Origin of the sequence: Mesorhizobium sp. B1-1-5 (assembly GCF_006443065.1) — a bacterium.
GTDB lineage: Bacteria > Pseudomonadota > Alphaproteobacteria > Rhizobiales > Rhizobiaceae > Mesorhizobium.
Genome location: NZ_VFWS01000510.1, coordinates 1 through 1,194 on the forward strand (window position 1 = coordinate 1; position 1,194 = coordinate 1,194).

The following is a 1,194-nucleotide window of genomic DNA, read 5'->3' on the forward strand; positions in this document are numbered from 1 at the left end:
TCGTAATCGAGATCGGTGCGGGTCCAGTCCACCAGGGGCATGAAATTGAACCAGATGATATGGATGCCGTTGGCCGCAACCGCTTCCATGCTGGCGATCCAGGCCTCGATCTCGGCTTTCGCCTCGCCGCCGTGACGCTTGACAGCGTCGGGGACCGGTATGCTTTCAACGACCGACCAGACAAGCGGCGAGCGGTCGGACGGCGTATCCTCGATCATCGCCTTGCGCGTCGCCACCTCCGCCTTCGTCCAGGCACGCCCGATCGGGACTTCGTGCAACGCCGATACGCTATCGGTGGCGCCGGCCTGACGCACGGCATCGAGCGGAACCCCCGCATCCGGCCCAAACCATCTCCATGCCTCGCGCATTCGTCATTTCTCCAACTATTTCAGGGCTGGTCGGCTCAAATAAACCAGTCGGGGTAGGCGTCGCGCAGTTGCTCGACATCGGGAATGACAGCGCCCAGGTGGATTCGCATGGCCTCGCAGGCAGCCTTCACGTCATGCGCCCCTATAGCGTTGCGGATGACCGTATGCTCGCCAATCACATGGTCCATGCGGCCGAGCGCGGGCAGCGTCATGCGTCGCGCCCGGTCGATCTGCACCTTGACCGGCTTCAGATAGTTCCAGATGCCGGAATAGCTGGCTATTCGGGCAATCGCCTCGTGACAGGCCTCGTCGGCCTCGTGAAAGCCGTTCATGTCCTGTCGTTCGGCAAGGAACCGCTGCCGCGCCAATATGTCGTCGAGCTTTCCCACATCGTTGCCGTTTGCGCATTGCGCGGCCTTTTCGACCGTGGCGCCTTCCAGCGCCTTACGGATGACGACGGCTTCGGGAATGAGCGAGATCGGTATCGGCGCGACGAAGGTTCCCGACTGAGGATAGATATTGACCAGCCCGTCTTCGACCAGACGAATCAACGCCTCGCGCACCGGCGTGCGGCTGACACCGAAACGCTCGGTCAGCACCTTTTCATTCAAGGCGTTGCCGGGCTTAAGCTGCATGGATACGATCGCCTCGTGCAGTTCGCGGTATACTGCGGACGCAGCCGTCGTACGCACGATGCCCGGCCGACGCATCTTCGTTCGAACGGGGGCGGCGTCGCGGTCGGAGCCCGCAATGCCCGCATGCGCCTTTGCTGATGTCATTTCTCGATCCCCGATCTTCAATCAGTTGCATATTAATATATTATTCC

The 1,194-nt window shown here is 61.2% G+C and carries 2 protein-coding genes; both read right to left on the reverse strand.

From position 1 onward, the window contains the following. The coding region (locus FJ980_RS32825; RefSeq protein WP_181181400.1) for a mannonate dehydratase at positions 1–368 on the reverse strand (368 nt) is incomplete at its 3' end. A 35-nt stretch (positions 369–403) separates the two neighbouring features. After that, positions 404–1,078, reverse strand: coding sequence for a GntR family transcriptional regulator (locus tag FJ980_RS32830; protein ID WP_140547581.1), 675 nt, complete (start codon positions 1,076–1,078; stop codon positions 404–406). Positions 1,079–1,194 lie beyond the last annotated feature (116 nt).